Source organism: Dehalobacter restrictus DSM 9455, from assembly GCF_000512895.1.
In the GTDB taxonomy this organism is placed as follows: Bacteria; Bacillota; Desulfitobacteriia; order Desulfitobacteriales; family Syntrophobotulaceae; genus Dehalobacter; species Dehalobacter restrictus.
The window spans coordinates 1,328,370-1,352,350 of record NZ_CP007033.1 but is presented as its reverse complement, the minus strand read 5'-3'; the positions used below and the strand labels follow the sequence as shown (position 1 = coordinate 1,352,350).

The following is a 23,981-nucleotide window of genomic DNA, read 5'->3' as shown; positions in this document are numbered from 1 at the left end:
ATCTTACTCAATAATTCAAAAAAGACGCTGTTTGAATCTGGCATCTCCTTGACGGCAGGCCATATTAAGTAATGTCCAAATAAGATAAAACTGCGCACATATTTGCGTTAAGAAGACACCCGCACAGTTTTAAAGAGATTCTCACCTGAGACTCAGGTTGAAATAGCCCAGATTAAGGAAATTGGCAAGCAAAAAAAATGACCTGAAAGTATCAACCAATCAGACATTTTTTCTTTCAGTCCAGTTCTAGTTTTTTCTGCTGAAATTCGTTTTTGAGGCTTTCGTATAGTTTCTGCAGAAACGGTCCCTGCCCAGCAGAAGCTCTGTGGCATATAATGACTCAATCAGCTGCACATTACTCGGATTGACAACCGCCGAATCCATTCCGGCTTCCAGGGCCAGTGTCAAAAAGGTCCTGTTGATCAAGGCGCGTTCGGGCAGCCCGAAAGAAACATTGCTGAGCCCTCCGCTGATATGGGCTTCCGGGTAGGTAGCCTTGATTGTCCGGATACATTCAAACACCGTCTTGGCTGCCGTCTGGTCTGTGGCTACAGCCATAATCAACGGATCAATAAAAATCTTCTCATCCGGAATCGCCATTTCTCGTGTTGCCTTAAATATCTTTTCCAGAACGACCATTCTCTCTGCCACGGTCTTAGGCATATCGGATTTGGACTCATCCATAGCCAGTGCGATGACCGGGCAGTTTCTTTCTTTAATTAGTGGAAGGAAGCTTTCCAACCTCTTACTGTCGCCATTGATGGAATTGATCATGGGCGTTGCGCGGATAACCCCCATGGCGGCTTTAATGGCTGACGCTGTTGAACTGTCAATGCAGATGGGGACGTCAACCACCGCCTGAACCGTCTCGATCAACCAGAGTAAATCCTCGGTCTCCCGATTGGGGTCGGTCCCGGCATTAACGTCGAGATAATCTGCCCCTGCTTCCGCCTGGGATATGGCAATCCTCTGAATATATTCGGCATCCCTCTCTAATACTGCTTTTTTGATTGCGCTTCTTGTACCATTGATTGATTCACCGATAAATATCATGCGAATATACTCCCTATATAATCATTAGAATTCATCGCTTTATTAAAATTCTGCTGCCGCCTTAAACATTGCTACCATATTTTCGAACTTAGCATTGGCCGGGGCATCACATCCTGGAGTCACAAAAACCCCCTCAGTGCCGATATCATCCAGAAGTCTCTTCACATAGTCGCTGACTTGTTCCGGAGTGCCTGTAGCCAGCAGCTGGGCCGGTACGTCTCCCATAAACGCTATATGATCCCCTAATTTCTTCTTGGCGTTTCTTAAATCGGTCATGCCATCGGTATTCAGGATGCACTTTTTGGCCGGCACTTCCAGAAATCTCTCAATATCCCGATCCCAATTCTGATCGAGATGGAAAATCGGGGTTAGCCCATTATCAACCAAGGTTATTGCTGCATCATATATATAGGGCCATACTAATTTTTCCCATATTTTTGTTGACACTAAGGCACTGGCTCCACGCCACCCGCCTACCCAAGTGCCAACTCCCTGAGCCGCCTTGGCAATCCCGACTGCAGAATTTACAATATCAGGCAGCATAGCGTCCAAAGCTGCTTTTACTTTGTCCGGCATTTTATAGCAGTCCATATAGAACTGTCCCATAGTGCGGGCGCCACAAAGCATTTCAAAGGGCGGACTGATCATGGAAGCGGTAATGACCGGATAACCGGCATTAATATATTTCCCGGCATCTTTGGCTCCATTTTCCTGATTATACCGGATAAATTCCTGAAATTCCGCCATATCAGCCACTTGAGGAAATATTTTTTCAAACAGCCCATTGTAGCCCTTTTCAATAACCAGATCATAATCTGCGTCCTGCATTACCTTTTTTTCTTCGACTTGCCAGAGGGAATTCTCCGGAAGATCCCTGCCCGGTACCTTTATTTTAGAAAACCATGCTGTGGCCAGCGCTATGTTGGGCTTTGGCATGTATCCACTGTTCAGGCAGTCAACAGGTGCGGTGGCATTAATCTCATTGACATAGTCAATGAATATGTCCAGCCCCTTTTCCTGATCGTTTATATACTCCGCCATGGTTATCCCCATGTGTGCCGGAGGAGTTGCCGTTCCAATATAACAAGAGGTTACTGAATCATTTTCAAAGACAATGGTTTTCTTGGCTTTTTCCAGGCGTTCAAGATATAACGGATTCATATCAGATCAACTCCTTACATACTCTTACCGCATCCTGGGCATCTTTGCCGAATGCATCCGCTCCTGTAAATTCCACAACTCCCTGGTCAACCGGTCCGCCGCCGATCATGATCTTCACTTTATCCCTTAGCCCCGCAGCTTCCACTGCCGCCACCGTAGCTTTGACTGAGTCGTATGCGGTGGTCAGGAGGCAGGAAAGCCCAAGTACCTTGGCGCCGCTGTCCTGCAAAGCCTGGACAAAAGCCTCTGGCGTTACATCAACGCCCACATCCACAACATCAAAGTTTCCGGCCTTAAGCATGGCAACCACCAGATCCTTGCCGATATTATGAATATCCCCCTGAACTGTGCCGATGACAACTTTTTCCGCATTGGAGCTTCCTAACACTTTGAGAAAAGGAGTAACAATTTCATTGACGCTCATAAAAATTGCCCCTGCCATCATCAGGTCGGAAACAAAGTATTCCCCCTTCTGGAACCGTTTGCCGATCTCCACCATACCTTCCTGGCATGCCCCGAAAATTTCTACCGGGTCAATGCCTGCGTCAAGTTGTCTTCGTACCTCAAGTATAACCTTTTCGTCTTCCAGGCCTGCAGTCATCTGGATCAATACATTGCTCACGTCAATTTTCCCCCTTTGTCCTTTAAATATTATTAAATTTTATCTATAACCACTCAGTGGTTATGATTATGGTTGGGGTCCTCGTGGTGATGTGCATGATGCCCGTGATGGTCATGAGCAGCTTTTTCAAGATTGAATGTGCTTTCAAGCAGAAACTCTTTTTTTATTTTCTTGGAAACTCGCCTTAAGACTTGAACTGCGTCTTCCTCCGCAACTCCATAGACCAACGAATTCAGGATTAGAGGAATGCTGTGATAAGATGATTCCCCTACGGATACAACCTCTGCAGGTATGTCGCACTTAAACTTGCTGAATTTTATGTACTCTTTTTTATTAAGGATGGAAATTGCTTTAATATGCCCTATATACACCTTTGGCCTCTGGCACAGTTCACTGGAGTATTGCGAAAAATAATAGTTGACAATATCCGCCCACCGTTTGACGGATGCTTTATCCTGAAGGATCAGTCTGATGCTGAATGTAACCGGATGAAAATGATCTTGATGCATTTACTCACCTCTTTACGATCAGATCCGCAATATACCCAGACAATTCCCCCGACAAGGATTGACTTGCATCAATCAGGAAGTTTGGTGAATGTGGTCCATGGGTCAAGGCCAATTCCCGGCATTTTTCAATGGACTCCCCGTCTGCCAGGTCTATTTTATTGATCAGTACACAATCCGCTAGCTCAAGACTGGAAATCAGGAGTGGCGTTAATATCTCCAAAAACATCTCAATCCGGGTGGGATCCAAAATAAAGAAGTTTGCAATTCTCTCTTTCTCGATGCCAAAACTGATCAGGGAATTGTAAACGGTTTCCGGATTGGCTGCTCCACTGGGCTCAATGATAATTACATCCGGATGATAATTCTTTTCCAGCTCCTGAATCGTATGTTCCAGGCTGACGGATAACGTGCAGCAGATACACCCGCCGAAGATTTCCCAGACGTTATATCCCAGCTGCTTCATATATTGGTTATCGATGCCGATTTCCCCGGCTTCATTGACGATAAGAGCCGCTTTGATATTTCTTTGCGCTAAAGATTCCACCAGCTTTACGATAAATGTCGTCTTTCCTGAACCCAAAAAACCAGACACAAATACGATTCTGGTGAACATCTTCAGCTCTCCTTTTTAAAACTTCAATATGTACCTGTACGTACTAGTTAATTTAATATTATACCCTGTTATTGAGAATGTCAATCGGCCAAATGATAATTGTCTGTTAATTCAAAATATTTTTTTACTTGCATCTTCCTCCGGAGTTTTCGCCGTAAGCATAAAATACTCCTTACGAATATAAAACAAGCTGTAAGTCAGTGGAGAATGGTCATCCTTTTTCATGATCCTCTCGCTGATTTCAAATACATCCTCGCCCGGGGCAATACTCAGTCTCATGCAGATGTCTTCACCGGCCTTTACCACTTTGATAACCAGCTCTTTAGTTAAGCCAAAGGTTTCTTCCCCAAAAGCCAGCTTCTTATCCAAGTTATATGCATAATTGGCAAAGTTAATTCTGTCCTCAACCACTGGAGTATTGGGTATGTATTGGGTATTGACAACTTCGAGAGCCACCGGCTGATCATCGCTGTAGACTAATCGTTCGACTCTCACCACCCGTCCGTTCTCCTGCAGCAAAAGGTTATCCATTACATCATCCGAAGCGGTATTCACTGTAACCGATAACAGTTTGATCCGGTCAACTTTGGACAGCAGATTATCGTAACGGTTAAAACGGAATTGATAAACATCGGTATCTGGTTTTTTGACAAAATTGCCTTTACCTGGAACGGAATAAATATAGCCCTGATTGGATAATAACGATAAGCTTTTTCGTAAGGTCATTCTGCTTACGCCGTATTCTTTCATCATTTCCGATTCCGACTTCAGCATATCCCTAGGAGAAAGATGCCCGGAAACTATTGCTTTCTTGATTTCTTCAACGACTGCCAAATATAAAATATCAGCCAACGATCATTCATCCTTCCTGTGAAAAAGCTAACTGTTTTTCCCGACCCATTCCTGGCATATTTTAAGCCCTTTATACGCATCGTTGACAATTTCGTCCGCCAGGTTAATGTTGGAATATTTTTTACTGATCGCAGTCCCGCCTATGATTATTTTCAGGTTATCTCTTAACCCTGCATCTTTGATGACATCAATCGTCTTAAAAATATAATTGATTGAGGTGGTCATGGTGCAACTTAAGCCCAGAATATCCGGGTTATATTTCCGTATGCCTTCCACAAATTTTTGAGGAGGAACATCCACCCCCAAGTTGATTACTTCAATGCCCCCGGAAGCCAATAACTCCGTCATAATATCTTTGCCGATATCATGAATATCATCGCAAACCGTACCAATTAAGATCCGTCCCTTGTTTTGAGGACTATTGGCACTGGAAGAATCCTTCATTTCTTCCAGTGCCAGGACTTCTTTGACGAGCATACCGGAAACGATCAGATCCCCGATGAAATACTCTCCTCTTTCATACTTTCTCCCGACTTCTGTAAGGCCTAAGAATATCTGATTTCGGATTTCCTTGGGCTCAATCTTCTGAGACAGCATTCTCTCTACCTCTTCTTTTGCGCTGTTAATATCGAGCATCTTTACGTATTCACTCACTTTATAATCCAAAGTATCCCCTCCTTACGTACCTGTACTTACTTACATTATAAATAAACACTAAAGGTATTTCAATTATGCAAACCGTCAAAAATATCACTATTAGCAATCGCTTCAACCCGCTCAGGTATTGCTACCGATAATAAACTTGTCACTTGTTCTATATATAAAGTAACAGGAGTTATGAGTTGATGGAAATAAGTAACGGTTCATAATCCAAGAAAAAAGTTAAAAAACATCATCCGCCTTTTAGAGCAAAGACAGACAAGCCCTGATAATTATTCAGGGCTTCGTACCTCATTATTTTTCGTCTAATTCCCGGTTAATTCTCTCCTCTATCTCCTGATCGGTTAGATCATACGCGTCCATCAATTCCCTGGCCCTTTGTCTCTGTTCATAGTAGTAGGCGCGTTTTCTCCGCCTGAGTTCTGAGATATCACTGCCCCTATCATCGGTCCAGTCAACGTTCCGTCGGCGTCTGATCGCTTTAAAGAAAAAATACGAAAGCGACGCTGTGACGACCAGCATCAAAAGCGCCGTAAGCGGACTTCCAAAACCAAAACCTATGATCACGATTAACCTCTCTCCATAAATTACCATGATTGTATCACAATGGCAATTTATTTCGTATAATACCTTAGCATGGTCAACGCTATATCTTCTTTCTTTATCATATCATATTTTTGTTGAGTTTTAATGCCTCCAAATCAGGTATCCGGTACGAATTAATTGAGGGAGATCAACATGAGCAATATGTTGTTTACCAACCATATATCTTTGGCAGCAGCTGCAAACGATCCGCGTTATTTTTCTATGGCCAGAGGGAATTACGCTAATCCCCGGACAGTTTCATACCCGTATTCCCGTACAGGACAGACAGGACAGCCAAGGGCCGTACTTCCGGCGGCATTTTTACCCGGTACCGTCCTACCGGCTGCAAATCTGCCTGGTACACTCCTGCCGGGACCGGTTCTGCGAAGTCCTGTTCCCCCCTCTTCTATCCTTTCAGGTTCTTATCAAAACGGCTATCTGATGCCTGCCGCCCGGCAGGTGACTGTCTCTGCAAATAATCTGAATAAGATCCTAATCGCCATTTTACTTCTTGTTTCCCTGGACTTGGTGTTTGTCCGGCCGGGCCGCTCTTTGCCATCCATGGCATCGCGGCACTAGGCCATCCGTAGCCGTCGCCGCTCTTTGCCATCCATGGCATCGCGGCACTAGGCCATCCGTAGCTGTCGCCGTTCCTTGTCTTCTGTGACCATCCGTCTAGGGATTTGTTCTTTCTTTAGGCTGACTTTCCTTAGTCTGTCTATCCTTAGGCTGTCTGATTCGGTCCTTCGGTTTGAAGATGCTCGGTCTAAGGTTGTTAATCGGGACCGGATTACGTATCAGGATTGTGGACAGCGCCTTGATATCCATTGGAATCAATGGCCAGAGATACGGTACACCAAAAGAATTGGTCCGCAGCAGAACAAATAGAACAAGCAAAACGCCTGCTCCAAATCCCCAGAAATTAAACAGCCCGGCAGCCAGGACAAGGAATAGGCGGACAAGCCTGTTAGCCTGAGCCAGTTCATAACTTGGTGTCGCAAATGTCCCGACTGCCGCAATAGCGGTATACATTACAACCTCCGGTGTAAACAGCCCGACCTGTATAGCCACATCACCCATCATGAACACCGCGATTAAACCCAGGGCTGTAGCCAGAGGCGACGGGGTATGAATTGCCGCCATTCGCAGCATATCGATTGACAATTCTCCCATTAGCACCTGAAACAACAAAGGAATTCTAGCCGGTTTTTGCACTCCAATAAACTGAAGTCCTTCGGGAAGCAGCTGCGGATTCAAAGCTGCAGCGAGCCAAAGCGGCGTAAGAAACACGGACAGAAATATCGCGATAAACCTGACCCACCGCAAATACATACCCACAACCGGCTCTTGGCGGTATTCTTCCGCATGCTGGACATGATGCCAGAACGTACAAGGTGCGATAATAATACTCGGAGAAGTGTCGACCATCACAATAACATTGCCTTCAAGCAGATGTATTGCTGCTACATCAGGCCTTTCCGTATACCTGACTCTTGGAAACGGGTTCCAGAATTTACTGCCGAGGATGAACTCTTCAACCGTTTTTTCCGCCATGGGTATACCGTCAATTTTTATATTTTTGATTTCTTTTTCAATATACTCCACCATTTTGGGATTCGTTATATCTTCAATATAAGCAATGCAAACATCCGTCTTGGAACGGCTGCCTGCTTTCACGAGCTTCATCCGCAGGCCCGGATCACGCAGCCGGCGGCGGATCAATATTGTATTAAAAACCAGTGTCTCCGTGAACCCATCGCGTGAACCCCTTGTTACCCGCTCAATATCCGGTTCCTGTGGCATGCGGCCCGGATAAGTCCTGAGATCTACAATGATAGCCTGCGTTCTTCCCTCAATCAGTATCGCCATTGTTCCGGATAACAGAAAGTAGATGACTTCATCCATGGCTTCGACTTCCGAAACCTGCAGGTCAACTATTTTAGACTTTACAAGCTTGTCTACCGCATTCACGGCGAGTTCCACACGTTCAATCTTCGAAAGCACTTCCAGAATCATATTGCTGGCAGGTCTGCTGATCATTCCATTGACGGAATAGATTGCAATCTTTTTGCCGCCGATGTTCATTTCCCGAAGTACAATGTCAAAGCTTTCAGGTACGCCGAGTTTTTGATTCAAATAACTGACGTTTTCCTGATAGTTTTTGGAAATGCTCATTGTCGTTTCTGCTGTTGAGCTCATATCATCAACCTTTCGGATTAAATATAATTGCTGTCAGATAGCCGAACAATACCGCAACAGCAATTCCTGTTGCACCGGCCTGAACACCGCCGGCCAGAACCCCAAGTATGCCGCCGCTTTGTGCTCCTTCGATCGCACCTTTGACCAGCGTATATCCAAAACCGGAAAGCGGCACGGTTGCACCGGCACCTCCGATTCTAACCAGAGGTTCATAAAGCCCTAGTCCGCCAAGAATAACTCCGCCGGTCACGTACCCGACCAGCACATGTGCCGGCGTGATTTTGGCTTTCGTCAGGTCCATCAGCAGCTGTCCGGCGACGCACAGAAGTCCGCCAACCAGAAAAGCAGATAGAATGTTATTCAGCATCAAAAGACCTCCCTTAACTCATTTCAATCGACACGGCATGACCAATTGCCGGCATGGATTCACCCTGTTGGGATGATACAGAACTATGAAGGCTTCCGCTTCCGACAAATAAGATTTTTTGCAGTTCTCGGCTTTTCAATTTATTCAGGAGATGCCCTGTCAGCACGACCGCGGAACAGCCGCACCCGCTCCCACCGGCATGCGTATCCTGTTCGCTGCTGTAAATCATCACGCCGCAATCCGAGAAGTTATTGGACAGCTGCAGGCCGCTTCGTTTCAAAACCTCAAGTAAGAGTTGAAGCCCGACCGTCCCGAGATCTCCGGTAATGATCAAATCATAATAATCCGGCTGACGACTGAGGTCCTGAAGATGATTCAGGATGGTGTCGGCAACAGCAGGCGCCATGGCCGCACCCATATTATTGGTATCGGTTTCACCGTAGTCTAAGACCCTGCCAATCGTTGCACTTGTGATTTTGGGTCCTTCTCCTTGAGCAGCCAGAAGGATGCTGCCTGCTCCTGTTACCGTCCACTGGGCATACATTGCTCTCTGGTTGCCCTGCTCATTTGGAAAACGGTATTGTCTCTCTGCTGTCTCATGATGACTGGATGCACTGCAAAGTACTTTAGACGCGAACCCGCCGTCGATCAGCATTGCACCGAGGGCCGTGGAAAGCGCCATCGTCGAGCAAGCGCCATAGAGGCCGATAAACGGAAGACCGATTTTTCTGGCAGCATAGTTCGACGAAATAATCTGGTTCAGCAGATCCCCTGCCAGGTTATAATCCACGGAATCCAGCGGAACATTTGCCTTGGCCGCAGCTCTCGTCATGGAAGTTTCCAGCATTTTTATTTCCGTTTTTTCCCAGGTCTTTTCCTGCCCATAACTGTCTTTTAAGACCATGTCAAAAGTATCTTTTAGCGGACCCTGTCCTTCCTTGGGTCCGACAACGTTATACCCAGCCAGAATAACCGGCGGCTGCTTAAAAACAACCGTCTGATTGCCTGCTCTTTTGGAATGCAACATGATTTCCTTCTTTCTCCGTGATTATCTGATCAATAAATAGATCAAGCCAACAATGATTGAACTTGTAATTCCATAAACCAAAACTGGGCCGGCAATCGTAAAAAGCTTCCCGCCTACACCGAACACATAGCCTTCTCTCTTATATTCAAGTGCCGGTGAAACCATCGAGTTTGAAAAACCGGTCACGGGAATGATCCCTCCGGCTCCTCCGTATTTTACAATCGTGTCATAAACACCGAGACCGGTCAAAATAGCCCCTATCATTATCAGCGTTGCTGTTCCGGCTGTCTGAGCAGCCGTTTTAGCCAGCCCGAGGTAATTCATGTAAAAATTGACAATCATCTGGCCGAAACTGCAGATGATTCCGCCGACAACAAATGCCGACAGCGCATTTTTCAAAACCGTTGGTTTTGGCGAAAGCTTTTCTGTTAATTGTTTATATTCCTCCTGGGTCACCGCAACGGATGGAGAACGGAGCTTTGATTCCGACAATGATTTTCACCCCTTTTTTTGATTAATAATTCCCGATTTTTCGCTAAGAAATTCAGGTATTGTCAATTGTTTTATTTGTTTATCGACTTTATACCAGAATCAGTCAATAATTTCAGGACCAAGCACGAAGGAAATATTTGGGTGATGTCGAAGATAGATTTAACGACTTGTAATATAGGAGCGTGGCATCAATGAATAAAAGAATTGAACGACAAACCCTGCATTTATATCTTGAAGGCGAACTAGATATGAAGAATGCCAGTGAGCTAAAAAGCGTGATTGATCTGGATATAGAGAAAAAAGGAGTCAGGACGGTGATCTTGCATCTGGATGATCTCCGTTTCATAGACAGTTCCGGTCTAGGGGTTATTTTGGGACGATATAAAAAACTGCTTCCTCTCGAAGGAAAACTTAAAATTGCCAATGCTCCGCCGCATATTTACCGGATCATGGAACTGTCGGGGCTTCCCAAAATTATAGAATTTTTACCAAAAGAACCTGCCGTATAAATGAATTTAGAGTTGAAAGGAGAATAATCAATGGAAGTCAATAAAATAATCCTGACATTCTCGAGTCTGCCGCAGAATGTAACAATCGCCCGCATGCTGGCCTCTTCGCTCGGAGCCCAAATGGATTTGGCCTTAAGCGAGCTTGAAGAACTGAAGGTCGCTGTCTCTGAAGCAGTTTCCAACGCAATTATCCATGGTTACAGCAATGCACCTGATCAGTTTGTCACGTTAGAGCTGGAGGCAGATGAAACGAAAATTTCCATACAAGTAACCGATAACGGCTGCGGTATCCCCGATGTGAATCAGGCCATGCAAGCTTCTTATTCTACGGACCCTGACAGAATGGGACTTGGTTTTATCTTTATGCAGTCCTTCATGGATGAACTGCGGGTTGAGTCTGAAGTTAACAAAGGAACCAAAGTATTGATGGTGAAATACTTAAGCCACAACCGTCCGTCCTCTCATTAAGAGGGGGTGTGAAGATGATTCAACGACTTTCAGATATGAACCTGCCCCGTTTTCCCCTGCTCTCCGACCAAGAATTGATGGAGCTTTTACACAAAGCCCAAAATGGCGACATCGATGCCCGGGAGCGTTTGGTCAATTGTAATTTGAAGCTCATTTTTAATATGATCCAGCGTTTTTCCCACAGGGGATATGATCTGGAGGATCTCTTTCAGATTGGCACCATTGGCCTCATCAAAGCCATCGATAAATTTGATTTCTCGTACGGTGTTAAATTTTCCACGTACGCCGTACCGATGATCATTGGAGAAATCCGAAGATTTTTGAGAGATGACCATCCTATTAAAGTTCCACGTTCTTATAAAGAGCTGGTTTACAAAATCAACCGTTCCCGGGAAAAGCTTTCCTCGGAATTAAATAGAGAACCCACGCTGAACGAAATTGCCGAAGATATCGGCACACCGAGTGAAGATATCATACTCGCCATCGAAGCAGTGCAAAGCCCGTCGTCGATTCATGATACGCTTTATCAGGACGATTCTGATCCTATTTATGTTATTGATCAACTTCCGCAGGAGAAGGATGCCGATCCGGGATGGTTTGAAAAAATTGCCCTGCAGGAAGTTCTCGATAAACTGCCCGGAAGGGAGAAAGAGGTTCTGTATCAGCGATTCTTTGAGGACAGAACGCAAAATGAAATTGCTAAAGTCATGAACCTCTCCCAAGTCCAGATTTCCAGGATCGAACGCGCGGCCTTACTCCATTTAAAGCAGATTTTGAACGACAGTCCTTATGAGTAGATCGCTTTGTAAATCCCGTTAACAACAAAGATAAAGTGGCTTTGCTCGGATTAGTCAACGTTATGTTGGAATCGAGCTACTAGTTGGCATAGATCGGCGGGATCATGCTGTAGGACTGCCGGACCGTACGCTTGAACATCTCCAGCAGTCCTGCTTTTCCAACTTCTTCTCCAGCTACAAGCTTTATGCTGTCTGCTTCTTTCTGACCGCAATAAATGATCATCTCTCCGAGCTGCTGTCCCTTGGCAATTGGTGCGGATACCGGGTTTGCAAAATACCTGGTTTCAATCCGGCATTCTTTCTCCTTCCCTTTTTCAATACACAAGCCGACAGCTTCCTGACTGACAAGGTCAACTGTTTGCAGCTTCCCTTTATGAACAATGACTTCTCCCTGTTTGGAACCGGCAGGGGCAAATTCTTTATAAACATAATTGGCAAAACCATAATTGTACATCTTCATAGACTCCTGAAAATGGCCTCTGACCTGCGGGACTCCCATGACAACACAGATCAGTCTCAGGCCATCTCTTTTTACAGTTGAGGCCAAGCAGTATTTTGCTTCCTGCGTCCAGCCGGTCTTAAATCCATCGGTTCCCTCATACCACCATAAAAGTTTATTGGTGTTCCACAATTTAAAATCACCGTTGCGCAGTTCATATTCCTTCATGGATGTCAGCTGTGATACCAGCTGGTATTTGAGTGCTTCCCTGCCTAAAATCGCCAGATCATAGGCACTCGTGTAATGCCCCTCAGCCGGCAGTCCGTATGCGTTGGCAAAATGGGTATTCTTAAGTCCTAATTCCTTGGCCTTTCTGTTCATCGAATCCACGAATTCCTCATGGGTTCCGAAGATATGTTCCGCAACAGCCACGCAGGCATCATTTGCCGACCCTACTGCGATCGAGATCAAAAGTTCTTTCAGGGTGAACTTCTCTCCTGGTTCAAGATATATTTGCGATCCGCCGAGAGAAGAGGCATTCTCACTCGCCGTCACCGTGTCGGTCAGTTTGACTTTGCCCTCTTCAACAGCTTCTGCTGCCAGCAGCATTGTCATCAGCTTCGTAACGCTTGCCGGAGGCAGTTCCTTGTGAGCATTCTTTTCATAAAGAATTTTGCCCGTTGCCGCATCCATAAGAATGGCACTTTCAGCGGATGTCTCAATATTTGCGGCCTTTACCGGCACCGCAATCCATCCGAGCAAACATGCCGCGGCCAGAACCACTGTCAGCATCCGTAAACAAAATTTAGGCATACTAAAACCTCCCAAGCTAAATTGTGTTTGTTGTTTTAGTATGCCCTTATAAAATTAAATCATGTTATGTTTCCAATATTCTTCAGATTGGATTAACTCCTCTGATACTTTCCCGGTACTTTATTAACCTTCCAGCCGTGCCAATAACAAGGATTCAAATACGCAAATGGTCTTGGATAGATTTTATGTTTCAAAACGCAACCGCGAACCACTTCGATTTCATTCTCCACACACGCTGCGTCAAGTTCAGGCGTCCAATTCTGTTCCTGAAACCAGATTGCTTTGGCCCCGCATTCCACTGTTTTCCTGACAATGTCCTGAATCAACTCCGCCCTAAGGCACGGAACCACAACATCAACTCTACCCTGAAGTGCGCTTAAATCCGGATAAACCTTGCTCCCTTCAAATGTTTTTAGATCCGGAGCAACCAGGTAGACCCTGCAGCCAAAGTACTTAAGACAATGGGCTGCTTTCCAGGCATGCTTATGCTTCAGAAAACGGTCAGAACTGGCATAGACAGCATACCGCATGCTTGTATCCAGACTGCCGGAAAACGCATAGATCGTCTTGGCTTCTTTCATCGGTTTCACTCCAGTCAGCGTCAGTATTGGGTTAGACCCCACGCATGAGCGTAATATTTACAAATGATTGATCAACAGGTATGTAAAGAACCGTTAAATAGCTATTATTTAAGAATAGTCTATGAGATGAGCATCTAAAAATTGCCTGAAGACACAAAAAGACCTGTAAGCGATGGAACACATACCGTATGAGATAAAAAAACAACTCCCCTGAATTGGTGTGGAGTTGTTTTAATAATAATCCTTCTCAGTTAACTTTTAATGCGATGTAGTTATACTGTCTCCGTATCAGCTTTCTGAATTGCCCATCGGATAGCTCATTAAACCGTCATATTTCTTCTTGACCCGTATCCAGTTTATCGGACACAGGTGAGTTAGAATAAAATAAACCTGTGGAGGACGAAACAATTCGTACTAATTCCTTATTTTGTAGGCGTATATTGGTCAAGTAACTTTTTCATTTCTTCTTTAGTATTTTCATCTGGAAGAGAATTATCAATTTTAAATGATCCAATTACAGTTTTCCCGTCAACAGCATATAATGGTATTTTCCGACTGGTCTTAGATTTATTTTTATTTTGTATTGCTATTGCTTCCTCTGGGGTTTTTGGCATTTCTCCATTTAAATCAGCAGACAAAACATATCCTTCAGTACCGTCCTCCCCAACAGCAGCAATTAAATCAGGTGTTTCCTCTGAAGACTTAGCATAAAGCTCAGAACCATATGTCTGTCCAGATTTATTTTGGGGATATACATGAACAGATGTTTGATTGCTTTCATTTGATATTTTAGCTAACACAGGTTCGAAACCTAAAGATCCTACTAATAAACCTGTTATTAATGCAATACTTGTGATTATTGTTCCTATTCCAAGATGTTTAAAATTCATGAAAACAACCTCCTAAATATTAATGCATGGACTTTGATATGTATATCCATAAGTATATCCATTACCATTATATGCCGCACACCGACCATAACTATAGTATCCATCACTAGTATAAATTGGTAAGGTTACTGTTGATATAGCCGACGTACTCGTAGCATTATATTCCCAATCTTTAGATGCACATAAACTACCAGAATCATTGTACAACCTAGGCATTGCGCCCATATACCCTGCCGGTACATTAGAGCTTGCGTATATTGTAGTATAAGCGACTGCATCATTATTATAACTAGCAACTATAGCCACGCTCTGGTAATCCTTCCCGTATATAGTGTAAGGCTTATAGGGGCTAGACGCAGAAACTGCAAAAACAGCTGATGTACTCATCGCCAATAAAATTCCTACAGTAAACCCTAGAACCGCTTTCTTTAGATTGCTTTTGATTAACATATTATCTACCTTTCTTTACTGAATTTTCTATACGTATAGAAGACCTTCTAGAAGATACCCTAGTAAATATATACCAAAATAATCCATATTTCAATGCATTCGACAGTATTTAGCAAAAAGCGAATAAATTTATTATATTACATAAAATTTATAATTATCTTAAATTCGGGATAAAGGGTCTGTTGATAAGTAGCATTTTTACCAAAATTGCCGGGTCAACTGATGATCGTCCTATGTCGCTGTACACCGGTCTCATAATTTCATATATGAAGCTGAAATCGATTGCCGCATCCAGCTTCCGAAGTTCAGGTACAAGGTCTTCCATCAATACGCACAACATCCGGTTTTGTCTGCTTTTTTGCTCTGTCATCATCGTCATCACCCTATTTAATTATACCATTTTAGACATTGATATTGCTTGATTCTACAAGACCAATAGAGTGAGTTTAAAAATTTGTCGTTTTAGATTTTGAGTACACCTGTGTAGTAATTTCAAAAATAGCCAATTTTTAATTTGGATTGCGAATTGTCTTACACCCATTTGTCAACAGACCCTAAACTAACAATTTGGAGTCACGGTACAACTGTTATTCGATTTATTACTTGAACTTCCGCTTGATTTATTAGCGTTATTGGTATTATTGGAGCTGCTACTTAAGTTGGCGTTAACATCATTGGACGACTTTAAAGATGAATTTGAACTTCCCGATGACGAGCTTGAAGAACGATTTTGCGGGCGATACTTAGTTACATCAATCCAAGTCCCTACGGGCATAGTTCTGGGATTATACATGTTCCTGTCAAGCCTATTACGTTATACGCTATGCCCAATTATAACATTTTTGTTCATATCTTACATAAAAATACCCACATTCTAATTAAAAAAATATAGGTATTCAACTTATTATTTGACCTTTTCAGTATCTTTGAACCTTGTACAGTTCAAGTCTTTATCCGTTTTTAGTCTTGGTTTCGTTTAAGTCATATTAGTTTTTTAGGTGATATTGAAATTCTCAGAACGTGATCTCCACCGGATCTGCGGTAAAGGAATAAATCGCTGCTGTGGCTTGCGTAAAGTACAAAACCTCACAAAGGCCGTCATCGCACTTGTACATATTTCTTAAACTCGGATTGGCTTCGAACATCGCTTCACGTGCTTCAGGGCGCGGATCAACGGCAACTTCCCCGACGAGACGGATCCATTTGTCTCCAACCATTCCGGAAATTTCAACTTTCGGGTTCTTAAGCAATTGTGCAAAGATATTTTTTTGATTATTGGTGCAAATGTACGTTTTCCCGTCATACTCTGCGACGGCGCCGAATGGACGGACATGCGGCTGATCACCGTCTACTGTAGCAAGGTAAAATGTCTTGGCATCGGCCAGAAACTGGACAATTGGATTCATGTTCTTGACTCCTTTCAAAATGACGCGTTATAATTGTGACATATCATCATAATAACAGATATCCCATATCGAACAAGTACGATTTTTTTCTATTCTAAGTATCTAAATAGATACTATAGACACTAACCATGTTATTACAAGAAGTGGAGCAAAAAAAATGGAACAAGAAATCAATTTGTTTGGCAAATGTCCGTACTTTACCGCCCAAAAAATTTTTTCCGGAAAATGGTCCATTCTGATTATTAAGCATCTCAGAGAGAAGACCCATCGCTTTGGTGAATTGCAGCGCAAGATTCCGGGCATAACCCAGGCCACACTAACCAAACAGTTGAGATTTCTCGAAGAGTTCGGTATGATTGACCGCTATGTTTATCCGGAAGTACCACCAAAAGTCGAGTATTCTCTTAGTAAGATCGGCCAGGAATTTATTCCGGTATTAGAGCAGTTTGAAGTTTTCGGCAATAAGTTTATCGCCCAGATGTCCGAATATAAAATATAACAGTCTTTTTAGGGGTAATCCCAGCGAAGCTGTCACCAGAGGCAAAGTAGACGATTAACCGACCAGGGTCGGATCTGGATGCGAAGAACACGTAAGTATAGAACACCATAAAAATTACTTTTATGCTCCCGGCACATCCCGTCTTAGCTACCGTGATAGTATAAAAAAGCCAGGTGTCATAAGGTATCATCATCTCCGTAGCGCGCAATAATTTTCTAAAAATTTTATGAGAGCCTTTCGTGAAAAGGCTTTCATAATAGTACTATTGCTATTTAACTTGTTTGCTTAGTAATTTGCATAATATGCATCAGGAAGAGGTTCAACGATTCAATCGCTACCCGAGGTGCTGTAAACATAAATAACTGTGCCCGTCCACATTGCTCCATTCTTCTTGCCCACATGTTCATGTGCGCAAGAAGAACTCCCGGTATTTCCGTATCCAACAGAATCTCTTGCGGCAACTGTAGATATCGTCTATTTCTATTGAATAAGATGAGTACAAAAGATGCAGATTTAAGAAACTCTCCATAATAGTACCCTTTTTTAAAATTATTGGAGATTGGTAATATATCCCAGGCTAGACCGGTGAAGATGAGGGAGAAATATGCCCCAGCCGATTGCGGAAAAACAACAAAGAAAAACCGGGAGTTGTCCCGGTAGCAGTTTGAAATTGATATATCGTATGATAATGTTATGACTTTGGGAGCAACCCCTTACTCTTTTTGAGATAAAATGTATTGACCGCATCGAAGGTAATATCCTTCGATTTGTATTTTATTCCGTCAATATCTACAATGTCATTTGCGTAAACAAAAAAGCTGATTGAGCCACTGTCGTTAGAAAAATTAATGTAAAGTAAGGGTGTTTGTATACTATCTGTACATTTGATAAAAGAGGTTTTATTGAATAAACTCTCCATCTGATTAATGATTTCCGGGTCTGTGATATGGACAATACAGTTGCTACTACTGCTGGCTATGTCATGAATACTGATGCTTTTTGTATTTTCAATCTTCAAAGAAATATTATCTTTATCTTTTGAAATCGTGATTTCCCCTTTGTTTAATAAATTAGGATTCCCGCATGCTGCCAAGATGATTACCAGTATAACCAGGAAAAGAATACCACATACAATCCGGTATTTTTCTATTTTAATCATTTTCCTTTTTAACGTCTCCAGAAGGTTTTGACAATTATAACAGAATATGGACAATCATTAATAGGATGACGATATAAGCCAGCAGCACCCCATTTGGATGTAACTGTTATATTGGAGCCGTTTACAGAATAAACGATTCCGGAATGCGTGTTTGTCCAATATACCTTGTCCCCGGCCTGGGGGGGCGTTACTTGTGTATAACCACCACCAGACATATATGCAGATGGATCATTCATCCACCACGTATTGCCAGTTGAGGCTAAATACCAGGCATATGAATGACAGTTGTAGTTATAAGTGGCAGTACCTAGCCTTGTTGCTGTTGGATATGCCGCATCATAAGATGCATTTATTGATGCTTTATCAGCAGAAGTCAAATCCTGCAGTCTAAGGACTAAAACCTGTTGTAACATCGGAGTATAAACATAGCCATAGCCTAAGATATCTCCAGGTGCTGCCGCCGTTACCGCTGTTCTTTCCATTACAAGGGGCGATGTCTGAAACTTATTAGATATTTGTTTCGAAAGTTCCACTATGGCATATTTTTCATCCTGACTCAGCATATTGGATACTTTAGGATAGACAAATAGCGACTCCATAAACTTTTTTTGCATAATTTCTTTATCGCTGATATTGTTTTTTGTTTCAACGGCCATCATTTTTTCTATGGTATTCTTGTAAATAGTTTTAAGGTTTTCCGTCAAGTCTGCTCTCTGCAAAAGAACCGCAGCGCCGTTAAACTCTAAAGAAAGACCTTCAAACCCTTGCGTTGTATTGTCATAAGCAAAAATATCAATCATGAATGGGTAGTCTAGTACTGTCTTTAACAATGTTGCCGTATCCATTTTTTCAGCTGTGCTTAGCGGGATATTCAACATTTCCTTCAATTGCACTGATGAGTAGTTTTTCCATTCCTTTGATTTTGGTGTCATAGAAAAATTGAAAGAATTTTGTGAATCGTATACCAAACTAGTGGTAGCGTCATCAGCAAACACTGTAGTTGCTCCAACACTTAACAACATCGTAATAACAAGAATACAGGCCATTAGTCTTTTTTTCATTTTAATTTACCTCCTAATTTTATGCATATAAACATGGATAACCTTTTTAGTACCAAAAATCCTCCTTTCAATTTATATACATATTTTACCATATATAAATGGAGAATTTTGTTGGAATTTGCAATATTTACGATGTGGTTTGGAAATCCAAAAACTTCCTTCCGAGATATGATGATAGTTAAAACATTACTTTATACCGGCGCAAGGGTTAGTGAATTAATAAATATCAAGCTTGCAGATGTTGATTTTCATTACTGCCAAATACGAATAAATAAAGGGAAAGGGAACAAGGATCGTAAGCGTAAACTCTAGCGGCGTAAAAAAGAGCCCGCCGTAACCAGCAGGCTCGCGTCATATAAAAATCATTCGTCGCATTTGCTCTTAGCATACGGTACTCGGCAATGCTCAGGAGCATTTGCCGGGAGTAATGGAATCACCCAGTCTGGATGTGTTTGATCAATGTTAGGAGCAGTGTTCAGGACATATACCAGATACCTGTACGGATCAAGGTCATTCTCCTTGGCGGTTTCAATTAGGCTATAAATTATTGCACTGCCCTGGGCACCATTCGGCGTATTTGCGAATAGAAAGTTTTTTCGGCTCATGACAAAAGGTTTTATACTCCGTTCTGCTCGGTTGTTAGAGAGCTCCAGCCGGCCGTCCTTCAGATACTCTATCAAGTGAGGCCACTGCTGTTGCAGATAATATAAGGCTTTTCCAAGGGCAGACTTCGGAGCTGCGTTTCTTGTTTGTGCCCAAGTCAGGAAGGCATCCAGAACCGGTTTTTCCAACTCCAGCCGCTGGGTATATCGTTCTTCAGGGGTAAGACATTTAAGCTTATCCTCAATCGAGAATAGCTTGTTGCAATACTCTTGCCCAATTACTGCCGAAGATCCTTTTTGCTCGGATTTTGGCAAGGAATTGACCGCCTCATCAAATTTACGCCGAGCATGGGCCCAGCAACCGACTACCGTGATGTTTTCCGGCAACGTGTAATAAGCCTGATAACCATCCGCATGCAGGTATCCGGAGAATCCTTCCAAAAATTTCTTCGGGTTTTCAGCTTTTCGATCCGGCTTGTATTCATAAAGTATGAGCGGGTGCTCTGTATCCCCGCCGGTTCTGTACATCCACATGTAGCTTTTGGCTTGCGCCTTCTTGCCTGGTTCTTTGAGTACTTGCAAGGTGGTCTCATCCGCGAAGAGAACACTGTGCTGCAAGAGCCGTCGGTGCATCTCCTCATACACTGGTTTCAACCAGTCCTCGGCTACTCTTAAGATCCAGCTGGACATCGTCTGACGGGATAGCATCACACCGCTTCGATTCAGCTCCTGTTCCTGTCGGTAAAGGGGAGAACACATGACGAATTTCTGGGTCATGATGTGAGCTATCGCTTCCGGGGAGGCAAAGCTTCCGGAGATGACGGGTTTATCTTTCCGTGTTTTCAACACGGGGGTTTCCAAGGCCTCTGCTTTGCAGGTCAGGCAGGCATAGCTGAAATACCGGTCTTCACGGATTTTTACCTGTGGCGGAACAATTACAAGGCTGCGGCGGACTTCCTTGCCGATTTCCTGCATGACAGTATCGCAGGCTGCACAAAGCCGTTCTTCCTCAGAAAGACGATGCTCAACGACTTCAACGGGGACATTATCCGGCAGGATTTCCTCAAGGCTGCCGGAACGCTTTTGGCGGGTATGGGCAGCAACTTTTGTTTTCTCTGGTGACTCGATTTTAATATACGCTTCTGCCTCGTTAAACAAAAGGCTCAGTTGCTCCATGACCGCTTCCTGCGTTTTTTCGGAGGAAGATCCGAAGCGTTTCTTTTGGCCCAGGCGTATCTGTTGCAGAAGCAACTCAATCTGTTTGTTTAACTCTGTGTTGTGTGCCTTAAGTGCTTCATATTCCGCACGTGAAATGGTGACCATTTCGGCGTTATTTATCTCATTTTTTTGTAGCTCTTTCATAACAAAATTATACCATGAAAAAGCCAGTTTTTCCAGTGTTTTCAAGGGTTTCCAGTATTCTTTTCGAACCCTTTCTGAGCCTTCTTAAACCATGCAGAGGCCTGACGCCGGACGGTGTGCTTTGGGTTGTTCTACGCTTAAACCTTCCATTAGCCACCGGTACTGCTGTGGGGTAAGCGCCTGCGCTTCGGCGGGGCTACGCGGCCACTGAAACCTTCCGTTTTCAAGCCGTTTGTACAGGAGAACAAACCCATTGCCTTCCCAATACAGAGCTTTTATCCGGTCACATCGGCGTCCGCAAAATAGAAACAGGGTGCTCGAAAACGGATCCAGCCGAAACTTCTGCTGGACGATTCCAGATAGACCGTCAATCCCGCATCGAAGATCGGTGTATCCGCAGGCAATATAGATGCAGTCGGCTCCGGTGAAATCATTCAGCATGACTTCAGCGCGCGGCAGATTGCTTCAATGGCTGATGCATCTGCGCTGGGGTAAATGTCGGCTTCGGCATTTCCGATGCGCACTGTTGCCGCTATTTCCAGACAGTCATTCCGGCGTTCAACGGGAACTCTGGCAAAGTACGGCTCTTGATGCGTGGTCAATGCTTTAAACACTCGGCGTTGCCAATAGTAATATGTTTTCTCGACAATCCCGTTTTCCAGGCACCATTGCCTGATGCTTATTCCACTGTTCCGGCAGGATGAGATCCGCTCGCTCCACTCGGCCAGCCGTTGGTTTACGCTTAAGGTTTGCAGGCTTTGCTCCATTTGAGTCACTCCCATTCTATCTAAATGTCTACCTTAGACTCTTTTGGTGACACTTAGACTCTTTGGGATATTCTCTCATTCTGCTGATTCTATGACAATCCGCCTACATGGTTTACGCTTACCAAGGATCGCATTGTCCCGTTCCCTCAGTCATTTAAGGAGTTACTGGCCATGCACGCTGATTTAATGTCCAAAAAACAAGCCGTTTACCTGTTTGAATCTTCATGAAAAAAGAAATATTCATCAGACCGTGGTATCCGAAAAATCCTGGCTAAGTATACAGAAGAAGCAGAGCTGGCACAAAACTTATCACCGCATAAATTAAGGCATTTTTCGTTAACCTGGTTAAAAAAGCAAGGCATCGATGATGCACTGATTCAACCTTATTCTGCCTACGAGAGTCGAAAGTCATTAGAAGTATATTGAAATTAGCAATAACAGACGCACAAGCAGAATATAACGATGTTATCAACAAATTCCCCATATAACACCATTTACTTTGCCTCTGGTGACAGCTTCGCTGTTACTACCCCTTTTACCGGATCACTGTCGAAACCGTTGGCTTAAGCAGCGGCTTTTCTTCGCCAATTGTAATCGCCTCTGCAGCCTTTGCCAATCCAAGCGAACTTTTTTCGGCAGAAGAAGTATGCAGCATGCATAATGGCTCACCGGCTTGAACTGCGTCACCGGCCTTTTTCAACAGATAAACGCCTGCGCCAAAGTCGATCTCACTGTCTTTGTTTTCCCGGCCGGCTCCAAGAACCATGGCCAGAAGTCCAATCTTCCGGGCATCAATATGCTGAATATAACCTGCTCTTTCGGCTTTATAAACGATTTTCTCTGAAGCCAAGGGCAGGTTTTTGGCATGCAGCACGGCCGTATCGCCTCCCTGGGCTTGAACAAACGCCAAAAATTTCTCCCAGGCCCTGCCGCTCTGCAGTGTATCTTTCAGGATCTCGCCAGCTTCCGTGATTGTAGCAGCTTTCTTCCCGAGCACAAGCATCCAGCTTGCCAGTTCCAGACACACTTCCATTAAATCATCAGGTCCGTTCCCCTGCAGACACTCAATCGCCTCGAGAACTTCAATACCATTGCCGACGGCCCTCCCGAGCGGCTGATCCATACTGCTCAGTACCGCCACCATATCTCTGCCCAGATTTTTACCGATCCCAATCATGATTTCCGCCAGTGTTTCAGCTTCTTCCAAAGTCGCCATAAAGGCACCTGAGCCGTATTTTACATCCAGCACAACTCCCTGGGCACCCGCAGCAATCTTTTTGCTCATGATCGAAGAAGCGATCATCGGAATCGAATCGATGGTTGCCGTAACATCCCGTAAGGCATAGAGTTTTTTATCTGCTGGAACCATCCTTCCGGTCTGAGCGATAACCGCTAAGCCGATCCTGCCGACCTGCTGCAGGAATTCCTGCTCTCCTAACTCGACCCGGAATCCGGGAATAGCAGAGAGTTTGTCGATGGTTCCCCCAGTGTGTCCGAGTCCTCTACCGGACATCTTGGCAACCGGGACGCCGCAGGCCGCCACCAGCGGAGCGACAACCAGCGTAGTCTTGTCCCCGACACCTCCGGAACTGTGCTTATCGACAAATACTTTCCCCGGAAGGGACAGTTCAAGCTGGTCTCCGCTCTCCGCCATCGCCATGGTCAGCTCCGATGTCTCCTGAACGGTCATTCCCTTAAAATAGACCGCCATCGCCCAGGCCGAGACCTGATAGTCCGGGATTTTTCCTTGAACATAACCCTGAACGATAAACCTGATCTCCTCCCGCGTCAGCGGATAGCCGTTTTTCTTCTTTTCAATCAGCTCAACCATTCTCATCGTATTCATGCCGCCTTATAACTATTTATTTGGGGCTGGTCTGTGTGTCACAGCACCGCTCTTCGGCTATTGCGCCCTCCGTGGCGCAAAAAGCCGCGCTCCGCATCGTGCTCCGCTTCTCGCGGAGTTGTGACACCCAGACTGATTACAAGTCTAAGTCTATTGTGCATGTCATGATGTAAGAAGCGTTTTATCATGGCA

Annotated in this window: 30 protein-coding genes and 1 pseudogene; 7 read left to right on the top strand and 24 right to left on the bottom strand. The window is 44.1% G+C overall.

Annotated elements, in window-relative coordinates; all coding sequences use genetic code 11:
• Nucleotides 1-246: 246 nt before the first annotated feature.
• The 8 genes from DEHRE_RS06585 to DEHRE_RS06550 form a co-directional block, all read right to left on the bottom strand.
• Nucleotides 247-1,053, bottom strand: a complete 807-nt coding sequence (locus DEHRE_RS06585; RefSeq protein ID WP_025205523.1) for a dihydropteroate synthase — start codon at nt 1,051-1,053, stop codon at nt 247-249.
• Between the two features lie 42 nt (nt 1,054-1,095).
• The gene (locus DEHRE_RS06580; RefSeq protein WP_025205521.1) at nt 1,096-2,214 is read right to left on the bottom strand and encodes a uroporphyrinogen decarboxylase family protein; all 1,119 of its coding nucleotides are present in this window, start codon (nt 2,212-2,214) and stop codon (nt 1,096-1,098) included.
• Nucleotide 2,215: 1 nt separating this feature from the next.
• Nucleotides 2,216-2,836, bottom strand: a complete 621-nt coding sequence (locus DEHRE_RS06575) for a cobalamin B12-binding domain-containing protein (protein ID WP_025205519.1) — start codon at nt 2,834-2,836, stop codon at nt 2,216-2,218.
• A gap of 53 nt (nt 2,837-2,889) precedes the next feature.
• Nucleotides 2,890-3,345, bottom strand: a complete 456-nt coding sequence (locus DEHRE_RS06570) for a hypothetical protein (protein WP_019225551.1) — start codon at nt 3,343-3,345, stop codon at nt 2,890-2,892.
• A 4-nt stretch (nt 3,346-3,349) separates the two neighbouring features.
• Nucleotides 3,350-3,958, bottom strand: a complete 609-nt coding sequence (locus tag DEHRE_RS06565; RefSeq protein ID WP_025205517.1) for a GTP-binding protein — start codon at nt 3,956-3,958, stop codon at nt 3,350-3,352.
• Nucleotides 3,959-4,069: 111 nt separating this feature from the next.
• Complete coding sequence (locus tag DEHRE_RS06560; protein WP_019225553.1) at nt 4,070-4,810, bottom strand: GntR family transcriptional regulator; 741 nt, start codon at nt 4,808-4,810, stop codon at nt 4,070-4,072.
• A gap of 27 nt (nt 4,811-4,837) precedes the next feature.
• On the bottom strand, nt 4,838-5,476 hold the full coding sequence (locus DEHRE_RS06555) for a cobalamin B12-binding domain-containing protein (RefSeq protein WP_019225554.1): 639 nt from the start codon (nt 5,474-5,476) through the stop codon (nt 4,838-4,840).
• Nucleotides 5,477-5,764: 288 nt separating this feature from the next.
• The gene (locus DEHRE_RS06550) at nt 5,765-6,037 is read right to left on the bottom strand and encodes a DUF4229 domain-containing protein (protein ID WP_025205516.1); all 273 of its coding nucleotides are present in this window, start codon (nt 6,035-6,037) and stop codon (nt 5,765-5,767) included.
• A 171-nt stretch (nt 6,038-6,208) separates the two neighbouring features.
• Here DEHRE_RS06550 and DEHRE_RS06545 point away from each other — a divergent pair, with 171 nt between their 5' ends.
• Complete coding sequence (locus tag DEHRE_RS06545; RefSeq protein ID WP_025205514.1) at nt 6,209-6,634, top strand: hypothetical protein; 426 nt, start codon at nt 6,209-6,211, stop codon at nt 6,632-6,634.
• Nucleotides 6,635-6,730: 96 nt separating this feature from the next.
• Here the strand turns inward: DEHRE_RS06545 and DEHRE_RS06540 are convergent, their stop codons facing one another.
• From DEHRE_RS06540 to spoVAC, 4 genes are read right to left on the bottom strand one after another with little or no spacing between them, the layout of a single operon-like run.
• Nucleotides 6,731-8,254, bottom strand: a complete 1,524-nt coding sequence (locus DEHRE_RS06540) for a spore germination protein (RefSeq protein ID WP_025205513.1) — start codon at nt 8,252-8,254, stop codon at nt 6,731-6,733.
• Between the two features lie 4 nt (nt 8,255-8,258).
• A complete protein-coding gene (spoVAE, locus tag DEHRE_RS06535; protein ID WP_025205511.1) occupies nt 8,259-8,621 on the bottom strand; it encodes a stage V sporulation protein AE in 363 nt (120 codons plus the stop codon).
• A gap of 13 nt (nt 8,622-8,634) precedes the next feature.
• Nucleotides 8,635-9,645, bottom strand: a complete 1,011-nt coding sequence (gene spoVAD / locus DEHRE_RS06530) for a stage V sporulation protein AD (protein ID WP_025205510.1) — start codon at nt 9,643-9,645, stop codon at nt 8,635-8,637.
• A gap of 24 nt (nt 9,646-9,669) precedes the next feature.
• The gene (gene spoVAC / locus DEHRE_RS06525; RefSeq protein WP_025205509.1) at nt 9,670-10,140 is read right to left on the bottom strand and encodes a stage V sporulation protein AC; all 471 of its coding nucleotides are present in this window, start codon (nt 10,138-10,140) and stop codon (nt 9,670-9,672) included.
• A gap of 191 nt (nt 10,141-10,331) precedes the next feature.
• Between spoVAC and DEHRE_RS06520 the strand changes: the two genes are divergently transcribed.
• The 3 genes from DEHRE_RS06520 to sigF are packed head-to-tail and all read left to right on the top strand — an operon-like array spanning nt 10,332 to nt 11,914.
• Nucleotides 10,332-10,649 carry an STAS domain-containing protein gene (locus DEHRE_RS06520; protein WP_019225561.1) on the top strand — a complete coding sequence of 106 codons (318 nt, stop codon included), beginning with the start codon at nt 10,332-10,334 and terminating at the stop codon, nt 10,647-10,649.
• Nucleotides 10,650-10,679: 30 nt separating this feature from the next.
• Nucleotides 10,680-11,117, top strand: a complete 438-nt coding sequence (spoIIAB, locus tag DEHRE_RS06515) for an anti-sigma F factor (RefSeq protein WP_015042555.1) — start codon at nt 10,680-10,682, stop codon at nt 11,115-11,117.
• A gap of 14 nt (nt 11,118-11,131) precedes the next feature.
• Nucleotides 11,132-11,914, top strand: a complete 783-nt coding sequence (gene sigF, locus DEHRE_RS06510) for an RNA polymerase sporulation sigma factor SigF (RefSeq protein ID WP_019225562.1) — start codon at nt 11,132-11,134, stop codon at nt 11,912-11,914.
• A gap of 79 nt (nt 11,915-11,993) precedes the next feature.
• Here sigF and DEHRE_RS06505 read toward each other — a convergent pair whose 3' ends face one another.
• The 6 genes and pseudogenes from DEHRE_RS06505 to DEHRE_RS06480 all read right to left on the bottom strand — a co-directional run bounded on the left by DEHRE_RS06505 (nt 11,994) and on the right by DEHRE_RS06480 (nt 16,493).
• Complete coding sequence (locus tag DEHRE_RS06505; protein ID WP_019225563.1) at nt 11,994-13,166, bottom strand: D-alanyl-D-alanine carboxypeptidase family protein; 1,173 nt, start codon at nt 13,164-13,166, stop codon at nt 11,994-11,996.
• A gap of 92 nt (nt 13,167-13,258) precedes the next feature.
• A complete protein-coding gene (locus tag DEHRE_RS06500; protein ID WP_019225564.1) occupies nt 13,259-13,747 on the bottom strand; it encodes a CoA-binding protein in 489 nt (162 codons plus the stop codon).
• A gap of 422 nt (nt 13,748-14,169) precedes the next feature.
• The gene (locus DEHRE_RS06495; RefSeq protein WP_025205506.1) at nt 14,170-14,637 is read right to left on the bottom strand and encodes a hypothetical protein; all 468 of its coding nucleotides are present in this window, start codon (nt 14,635-14,637) and stop codon (nt 14,170-14,172) included.
• A gap of 12 nt (nt 14,638-14,649) precedes the next feature.
• Entirely contained in the window at nt 14,650-15,087 is a 438-nt protein-coding gene (locus DEHRE_RS14795; RefSeq protein WP_025205505.1) for a hypothetical protein, read from the bottom strand.
• 184 nt (nt 15,088-15,271) lie between these two features.
• Nucleotides 15,272-15,460 (bottom strand): annotated as a pseudogene (locus DEHRE_RS06485) (transposase); the annotation flags it as partial.
• A gap of 640 nt (nt 15,461-16,100) precedes the next feature.
• Complete coding sequence (locus DEHRE_RS06480) at nt 16,101-16,493, bottom strand: pyridoxamine 5'-phosphate oxidase family protein (RefSeq protein ID WP_025205501.1); 393 nt, start codon at nt 16,491-16,493, stop codon at nt 16,101-16,103.
• Nucleotides 16,494-16,650: 157 nt separating this feature from the next.
• On the opposite strand from DEHRE_RS06480, the gene DEHRE_RS06475 reads away from it, so the two are divergent.
• Complete coding sequence (locus DEHRE_RS06475; protein ID WP_025205499.1) at nt 16,651-16,992, top strand: winged helix-turn-helix transcriptional regulator; 342 nt, start codon at nt 16,651-16,653, stop codon at nt 16,990-16,992.
• 691 nt (nt 16,993-17,683) lie between these two features.
• Here the strand turns inward: DEHRE_RS06475 and DEHRE_RS06470 are convergent.
• Both DEHRE_RS06470 and DEHRE_RS06465 read right to left on the bottom strand, forming a co-directional pair.
• On the bottom strand, nt 17,684-18,151 hold the full coding sequence (locus DEHRE_RS06470; RefSeq protein WP_025205498.1) for a hypothetical protein: 468 nt from the start codon (nt 18,149-18,151) through the stop codon (nt 17,684-17,686).
• An 8-nt stretch (nt 18,152-18,159) separates the two neighbouring features.
• A complete protein-coding gene (locus DEHRE_RS06465) occupies nt 18,160-19,212 on the bottom strand; it encodes a CHAP domain-containing protein (protein ID WP_025205496.1) in 1,053 nt (350 codons plus the stop codon).
• A 21-nt stretch (nt 19,213-19,233) separates the two neighbouring features.
• Between DEHRE_RS06465 and DEHRE_RS15565 the strand changes: the two genes are divergently transcribed.
• On the top strand, nt 19,234-19,524 hold the full coding sequence (locus DEHRE_RS15565) for a tyrosine-type recombinase/integrase (RefSeq protein WP_345787666.1): 291 nt from the start codon (nt 19,234-19,236) through the stop codon (nt 19,522-19,524).
• 50 nt (nt 19,525-19,574) lie between these two features.
• Here DEHRE_RS15565 and tnpC read toward each other — a convergent pair whose 3' ends face one another.
• From tnpC to tnpA, 3 genes are all read right to left on the bottom strand, one after another.
• Entirely contained in the window at nt 19,575-21,176 is a 1,602-nt protein-coding gene (gene tnpC / locus DEHRE_RS06455) for an IS66 family transposase (RefSeq protein WP_242836908.1), read from the bottom strand.
• 84 nt (nt 21,177-21,260) lie between these two features.
• Nucleotides 21,261-21,617, bottom strand: a complete 357-nt coding sequence (tnpB, locus tag DEHRE_RS06450) for an IS66 family insertion sequence element accessory protein TnpB (RefSeq protein ID WP_019226927.1) — start codon at nt 21,615-21,617, stop codon at nt 21,261-21,263.
• Entirely contained in the window at nt 21,611-21,943 is a 333-nt protein-coding gene (gene tnpA, locus DEHRE_RS14105; protein WP_019226926.1) for an IS66 family insertion sequence element accessory protein TnpA, read from the bottom strand. Before tnpA ends, tnpB begins: the two co-directional genes overlap by 7 nt.
• A gap of 255 nt (nt 21,944-22,198) precedes the next feature.
• Between tnpA and DEHRE_RS15235 the strand changes: the two genes are divergently transcribed.
• Nucleotides 22,199-22,369, top strand: coding sequence for a tyrosine-type recombinase/integrase (locus tag DEHRE_RS15235; protein ID WP_345787672.1), 171 nt, complete (start codon nt 22,199-22,201; stop codon nt 22,367-22,369).
• A 109-nt stretch (nt 22,370-22,478) separates the two neighbouring features.
• Here the strand turns inward: DEHRE_RS15235 and DEHRE_RS06440 are convergent, their stop codons facing one another.
• Nucleotides 22,479-23,780 (bottom strand): pyrimidine-nucleoside phosphorylase, encoded by a 1,302-nt coding sequence (locus tag DEHRE_RS06440; RefSeq protein ID WP_025205494.1) that lies wholly within the window; start codon nt 23,778-23,780, stop codon nt 22,479-22,481.
• Nucleotides 23,781-23,981 lie beyond the last annotated feature (201 nt).